The 6,548-nt window shown below is 63.1% G+C and carries 4 protein-coding genes and 1 pseudogene; 1 reads left to right on the plus strand and 4 read right to left on the minus strand.

Annotated elements, in window-relative coordinates:
- The 3 genes from EOA86_RS17160 to EOA86_RS17170 all read right to left on the minus strand — a co-directional run.
- The coding region (locus EOA86_RS17160; RefSeq protein ID WP_164891789.1) for an ROK family transcriptional regulator at window positions 1–789 on the minus strand (789 nt) is incomplete at its 3' end.
- Window positions 790–976: 187 nt separating this feature from the next.
- Entirely contained in the window at window positions 977–2,266 is a 1,290-nt protein-coding gene (locus tag EOA86_RS17165; protein WP_128342734.1) for a M23 family metallopeptidase, read from the minus strand.
- 186 nt (window positions 2,267–2,452) lie between these two features.
- Window positions 2,453–2,920, minus strand: coding sequence for a peroxiredoxin (locus tag EOA86_RS17170; protein ID WP_128342735.1), 468 nt, complete (start codon window positions 2,918–2,920; stop codon window positions 2,453–2,455).
- A 95-nt stretch (window positions 2,921–3,015) separates the two neighbouring features.
- Here EOA86_RS17170 and EOA86_RS17175 point away from each other — a divergent pair, with 95 nt between their 5' ends.
- Window positions 3,016–6,399, plus strand: a complete 3,384-nt coding sequence (locus EOA86_RS17175) for a DUF3971 domain-containing protein (RefSeq protein WP_128342737.1) — start codon at window positions 3,016–3,018, stop codon at window positions 6,397–6,399.
- Between the two features lie 13 nt (window positions 6,400–6,412).
- On the opposite strand, the pseudogene EOA86_RS40375 reads toward EOA86_RS17175, so the two are convergent.
- Window positions 6,413–6,548 (minus strand): annotated as a pseudogene (locus EOA86_RS40375) (tyrosine--tRNA ligase); the annotation flags it as partial.

The raw sequence follows: 6,548 nt of genomic DNA on the forward strand, positions 1-6,548 counted from the left end.
GTATCTTTCGAGGCAGCCGCGGTTGCCGCAGGGGCACGGCTCGCCACCCGGCACCACAGGAATGTGTCCGATTTCGCCGGCATTTCCCCAGGCGCCGCGCAGCGCGCTTCCGTCATGAACCATGACGCCGCCAAGACCGACACCAAAATAGAGATAGTAGTATTCGGAATATCCCGTCCCGAGGCCATACAGGCGCTCACCCATTGCCGCGGCCGCCATGTCGGTCTCAAAAAACGCGGGCAGCCCGGTCGATGCCTCCAGCCGTTCTCGAAGCGCCACGTCCTTCCAGCCGGTCATCGTCGTCGGACCGATAAAGCTCATCGACTCCACGCCGAAAGGGCCGGGCAGCGCCATGCCGATGCCGAGAACGCGACCGCCAGGCCGCAGTCGGGTCAATTCAAGCACCATCGCGCCGATCAGATCGAAGGCATGGTCGGGCGTTGCGTTGGGGGCCTCGCGGTAGGTGCTCTCGATCACGTCTCCGCTCAAATTGATCAGCGCCGCATTGATACCTAGCGGGGTGACATGAATGCCGACGGCATAGCCGCCCTCCGGGTTGATCCGCAGGGTCGCCGGAGGCAGCCCGCGCCCCCGCGGCTCTTCGCGCATGGACAGAACGTAGCCGTGTTCTTCCAGCTCGCGAACGATGGTCGATACCGTTTGGACGGTGAGCCCGACCCGCCTGGCAATGTCGCCGCGGGCGATCGGACCGTGAAGGCGGATGGATTCGAGGACGATGCGCCTGTTGTAAGGCCGCCCGAATTCCTGATTGGTACCCCGCAGTGCCATGTCTTGCGTCCCTAAGATACATGAGGTTCGCACCGAATATTTATTCAGTCAAATGGAATTCAAAAATAGAAATGACTTCCGCGCATGATGCGTCGGTCCGGGGTTCACCAGCGACACGGAGCAGGAGCAGAGGCCGCTATCAGATGGAAAAACGGCCAGATCTGTCTTAATGAAGAAGATGCGGGCTTCAGAGATACTGCGCGACCTTCTTGCCGACCCTTAGGAAGCGCAGCGGGTCGATGGCTTCGCCATTGTGGCGGATCTCGTAATGCAGATGCGGGCCGGTCGAGCGGCCGCTGCTGCCGGTCTTACCGATGACGTCGCCGGCATTGAGTCTCTTGCCGACGGTCACGTTGATTTTGCTGAGATGTCCATAGCGCGTCGCAAAGCCGTTGCCATGGTCGACCTCGACCATGCGGCCATAGCCGCCGTTCCAGCCGGCCTTGACGACGACGCCGGGCGCCGTCACCTTGGCAGGCATTCCGGTCGGCGCCCTGAAATCCATCCCCGAATGCAGCGCGGCGGTGCCGAGGAGCGGATCGGTGCGCACGCCGAACGGGCTGGTGACCGAGCGACCGGGGGCGGGATTGGCGAGCGGCAGCCGTCGCGCCTCCGTCTTCAGACGATCGAGCGCGTCCAGCGCCTCGTCGAGTTCCCTTACCTTGCTGTCGAACGTCATCGAACTGTCGAGTGGTATCAGCGGACCGCCGGTATCGCTCTTGCCGAAATCGCTGTCGACCGGCAGGCCAGCCGCCTCGAGCGCCTGAGAGATTGCATCGGCGTTTCTGTAGGCGTTGTCGGCAAGCGTGGTGATGCGGGTGAGCTGCTGGCTCTCTATGGCCTTGAGCGACTCGCTGATCGATAGGAACAGCTTGTCGGCACGATCGGCCGCCGTATCGCTCGGCGGCGGATCGGAGCGGGTCGACCACAGGGAGAACGGCCTGGTATCGCCGGCGCCAAGGTTGGCGCCGACGCTGGCAACCGAATACGACTGCGGCTGGGCGTCGGTTACGTCGGCGCGTTTTTCCGGCTTTGCGGACGCAGCAGTGCCTGCGGCAGGTGGCGTTCCGACTTCGCTCTCGCCGCGTTCGAGGAGCGGGCCGAGGCGGCCATGGCGCAGGCTGAGCTGGGTCTGTCGTTCCAGCAGTTCGCCAACTTTGGTTTCCATGAGCTGCTGGTCGAGAAGCTGACGGCTGGTGATCCGGTCGACCTGGGCGCGCAGCGCGGAGATGCGGTCCTCATAGGCCTGCTGCATGCGGGCCTGCCGTGCCGTGGTCGCGCCGATCAGGTCGTCGCGCAGCACGAGATAGGAGGTCGCCAGCAGGTAGCCTATGGCCATCGCCGCCAGCGCGGAGCCGCAAAATGCGGCAACCCATGGACGTATCGTGAAATGCCTGACCTCGTTGCCCCGGGCGATAATGACCGTGTGGGGCTCCTTGCGCCTGCCGAAGACCGTTGACTGACTGGCTACGTTCACGGGACCAAGCTTTCGTTACGATACCAACGACAAGCCTGACTACACATCATTAAGGTTAACGGTCGGTTGCTGGCGCCCAGCTCCTTGCAGCCCATGGGTTGCAGCTGGATTGGCATGAGGGCATGAGGCGCAGGATCAGCGCTTCATGCCTCACATCGGGCTCTCAGCCCACAGCCAACGTCGTTATCAGAGCGCGCGGACGGCCTCCAACACCGCCTCGGCATGGCCTTTGACTCGTACGTTCCGCCATATCTTGGCAATCCGTCCGTCGCTGCCGATTAGGAACGTTGCGCGCTCTACGCCCATATAGCGGCGGCCATAGAGCTTCTTCTCGACCCACAGATGATAGGCTTCGATCACCTTGCGCCCCTCGTCGGCGACGAGGTCGACGGTCAGGTCGTATTTTGATTTGAATTTGTCGTGTTTTCGGACGCTGTCCGGCGACAGGCCGATGACGGCGGCGCCGAGCTTTTCGAACTCCGGCTTCAACTGCGAAAAGCCGATCGCCTCATTGGTACAGCCTGTGGTGTCGTCTTGCGGATAGAAGTAGAGCACGACCGGCTTTCCCAGCAATGACCCGAGGCTGAGCGAGCCGCCGCCGTCTCGGGGAAGGTCGAACTGCGGCGCAAGGTCGCCGAGGTCGAGATCAGCCATATCGATGCCCTTGTTTGAGGTTACGCGCGAAGCCCCATCGATATATTGTCGCACCGGGATTCGTCCACGGTCGAGTTCGTTCAACGGAAAATTGTGTGGATCAGGAGCAGCCGCAGCACGAGAAGATCAGATTCAGGCGTGATGAGATCACCGACCTGGGTGCCTTCCCGTCCGCGTGCCGCGTACCGCCGCTCGGCCAGGCGTCGATCGGCCGCGGCGTTCGTGTTCTTGCGCGGCTGTTTGCCGGCCTTGTGGTGCTTGTGCTGCTGGCCACCGCCGCTGTGTATGCGATCGGCATGTCCGGTTTCGGCGCCGAGCGGCTGCGGGCCGAAGCGGAAACGGCCATCGAGAAATTGGCCGGCGTCGATGTCGATGTTGCGATCGGGCCGGCCCGTCTCACGCTCGACGGATCGAGCTTCATCGCGCTACAGGTCAGCGACGTCAGCCTCAAGACCGCCGACGGCAAACCGATGGCCGATGCTGGGCGTGTCCGCTTCGGCATAAGGCTGATACCGCTGCTTTCGGGCGAGGTGCGGCTTACCAGCGCCAGGATTTCCGATGCGCGCATCGTTATGGCGGCGCTGCCATCGGGTGGCGACTGGACGGCGGCGCTGCGCAATGACGACGGCCTCATCGACCCGGAAAGACTGGCCGGCACGGTCTTTGCCAGCGTCAACCACGCGCTCGATGCGGTGCGCGAGGATTCGATGCGCCGGATCGACCTCCGCAATGTCGACGTCGTTCTGCCCGAGGCCGGGTCGGTCAAACTGGTCAGGATCACAGATGCCACCGTTGGGCAGTCGGGGCCGGGCGGCATGGAGTTTTCGTCCGAAGCGGAGGTCGACGGCAGGGCACTCACCATCACCGCATCAGCGACCCGCGATACGACGACGCGGCGCGTGACGGCTTTGGATGCCAGCGTCGAGATAGCGGAGGTTAACGGGGCTGCGGCAGCGCCAGGCGGGACGCTGGGCGCGATTGCCTTGAAGCTGGCGGGATCGGAAGGATCCGGCGAGAATGCGTCGCGGCTGGCGGCCGCGTTGTCGTTCGCCGGTTCCGTGCTAGATTTTGGCTCCCGCGGCTCACTTCCAGCAGACATCGATCTCAATGCCACGCTTGTCGCCGGTTCGAACAAGATCCAGGTCGACAAGCTGCTGTTGAAAACCGGTCGCTCGATTTTCAATTTCGCCGGTTCGATCGGACCGAAGCCTGCGACAGGGACAGCGGGCGAGGAGCCATCCTACCGCTACGACCTGACCAGCGACGGCTCGACGCTGTCGCCTTCGGAATCGTCCGAACCCGCGCTCGATTTCATCGCCCGCGTCGCCGGCGTCTACCAGACCAGGAGCCGCAAGCTCGTTGCCGAGCAGATCGGGATCAGGTCCGGAGCCGCCAGCGAGGCGCTGGGCACGGCTTCGGTCGAGTTCGTCGAGGGGAAGGTGCCTGGCATATCTGTTGCCTTCAATGTCCACGATATGCCGGTCTCGCATGTCAAGCAGTTGTGGCCCTGGTTTTCCGCGGGAAATGCTCGCCTTTGGGTGCTGAAGAACCTGTTCGGCGGCCGCGTCGTCGACGCGAGCCTGCAGTTCCAGGTCGTGCCCGGGCGCCTGGGCAACGGGATACCGCTTTCATCAGATGAAGTGTTCGGCCGTTTCCAGATCGAAGGATCGCGCTTCGATACGGCCGGTCACATTCCGCCGATACGCGATGCCGTCGGTGTTGTCGAATTCCACGGCAATGACGTCGACGTCGCTTTGTCCTCGGGCAACGTTTATATGGCCAGCGGCCGCACGGTGGCGGCAAGCAACGGCACGTTGAAGGTCAAGGCGGCGAACCGCCCGCCGGTGATCGGCGCGCTCGATATCGACGTCGCCGGGGAGGCGTCGGCAATCGCCGAACTCGCCTCCTACGAGCCGATCAATGCCATGCGCCATGTCGGCCTGCTGCCGGACGAACTGTCCGGCACGGTGACCGGCCACGTCAAGGCGGACATTCCGCTGCAGTCCGGCGTCGACAGCTCGAAACTCGATTGGCTGGTGACGCTCCATTACAAAGACCTGTCGCTGGGCAGGCCGTTCGAAGACCAGACGGTGACGGACGCCGATGGTTCGATCACGGTCGAACCCGAGAAGGCCGTGATATCAGCCAAGTCGCTGCTCAACGGCATTCCAGCCGAACTCGACCTGATCGAGCCGCTCAGGGATGGCGGACCGCCACGCAGCCGGAAAGTGGCGCTGGTGCTCGACGACAAGATGCGTGCAGCCGCCATGCCTGGCCTGTCGCCGCTGCTTTCCGGAACCATCAAGGTTGCGATCGACAAGAGCGGCACGGGCAACCAGACTGTTTCGGCGGATCTGACCAGTGCCAGGCTGGATATTCCCTGGGCAGGCTGGAGCAAGGGACCCGGCATTCCAGCCAATGTCACATTTGCCATGGCCAAGTCCGACGACACCACGACGCTGTCCGACTTCGACCTGGATGGAAAGACTTTTTCAATCGACGGCGGCGTGGTGCTGGTCAACGGCGCTCTGTCCTCGGCGCGGTTCAGCAAGGTCACGTTGAACCGGGGAGACAACGTTGCCGTGTCAGTGAAACGATCGGGCAAGGGCTACGCGGTCGACATCAGCGGCAACACGCTGGACGCGCGCTCGCTGATCAAGCAATTCACGTCCGATGTCGACACCGCCACCAAGGCCACGGGGTCCGACGCGATTTCGGTGAGTGCCGATGTCAATTCCCTGACCGGCTTCCACAACGAGAGACTGTCGAACCTGAAGCTCGACTACAGCGCCGCCGGCTCCAGGGTGAACGGGCTCAAGGTGAGCGCCACGGCAAGTTCGGGTGCTGCCATAAGCATCAGCAATACGACCGGCGCCGGCAGGCGCGCCCTCAACGTGACGTCGGCCGATGCCGGCGCCATCCTGCGGTTCCTCAACATCTACGAGCATATGGAGGGCGGTTCGATCACGCTGGCGCTCACCGGGGCAAGCGATGGGCCGATGAGGGGCCAGGTCGACTCGCACAACTTCTTCGTGGTCAACGAGCCGAAACTCGCCTCGCTCGTATCGACGACGCCGGCGGGCGACAGCCGCAGCCTCAACGAAGCTGTCAAAGCCAACATCGACACGTCGAGAGTGAAGTTCGAGCGCGGCTTTTCCGAGATCGAAAAGGGCGCCGGTTATCTCAAGCTGGCCAATGGCGTGCTGCGCGGCCCGCGTATCGGCACCACTTTCCAGGGCACGCTCTATGACCAGAACAATAACATGGACATGACCGGCACGTTCATGCCGGTCTATGGCCTCAACCGCATCTTCGGCGAACTGCCGCTCTTCGGCGCGCTGCTCGGCAATGGCCGCGATCGCGGCCTGATCGGCGTGACCTACCGGCTCAGGGGCGATGCCAACAAGCCGAAACTGGACGTCAACCCGCTGTCGGTGATCGCGCCCGGAATATTCAGGTCGATCTTCGAGTACCGGTGAGGCGGCCGGCTGGTCAGACTGGCCGCACCAGAACGTGTTTTTTCTTGCCGAGCGACAGCTTTACGACTTGTTCCGGGCCGAGATCCTGAAGTGTGACCAATCGGCGATCGTCGGACACGGATTGGTCGTTCAGCCGCACGGCGCCGCCC

It is taken from the genome of Mesorhizobium sp. M5C.F.Ca.IN.020.32.2.1 (genome assembly GCF_004023105.1).
In the GTDB taxonomy this organism is placed as follows: domain Bacteria; phylum Pseudomonadota; class Alphaproteobacteria; order Rhizobiales; family Rhizobiaceae; genus Mesorhizobium; species Mesorhizobium wenxiniae.

Coding starts and splice junctions, on each gene's coding strand:
- EOA86_RS17170 (WP_128342735.1), bottom strand. CDS start 2,920: ATGGCTGATCTCGACCTCGGCGACCTTGCGCCGCAGTTCGACCTTCCC.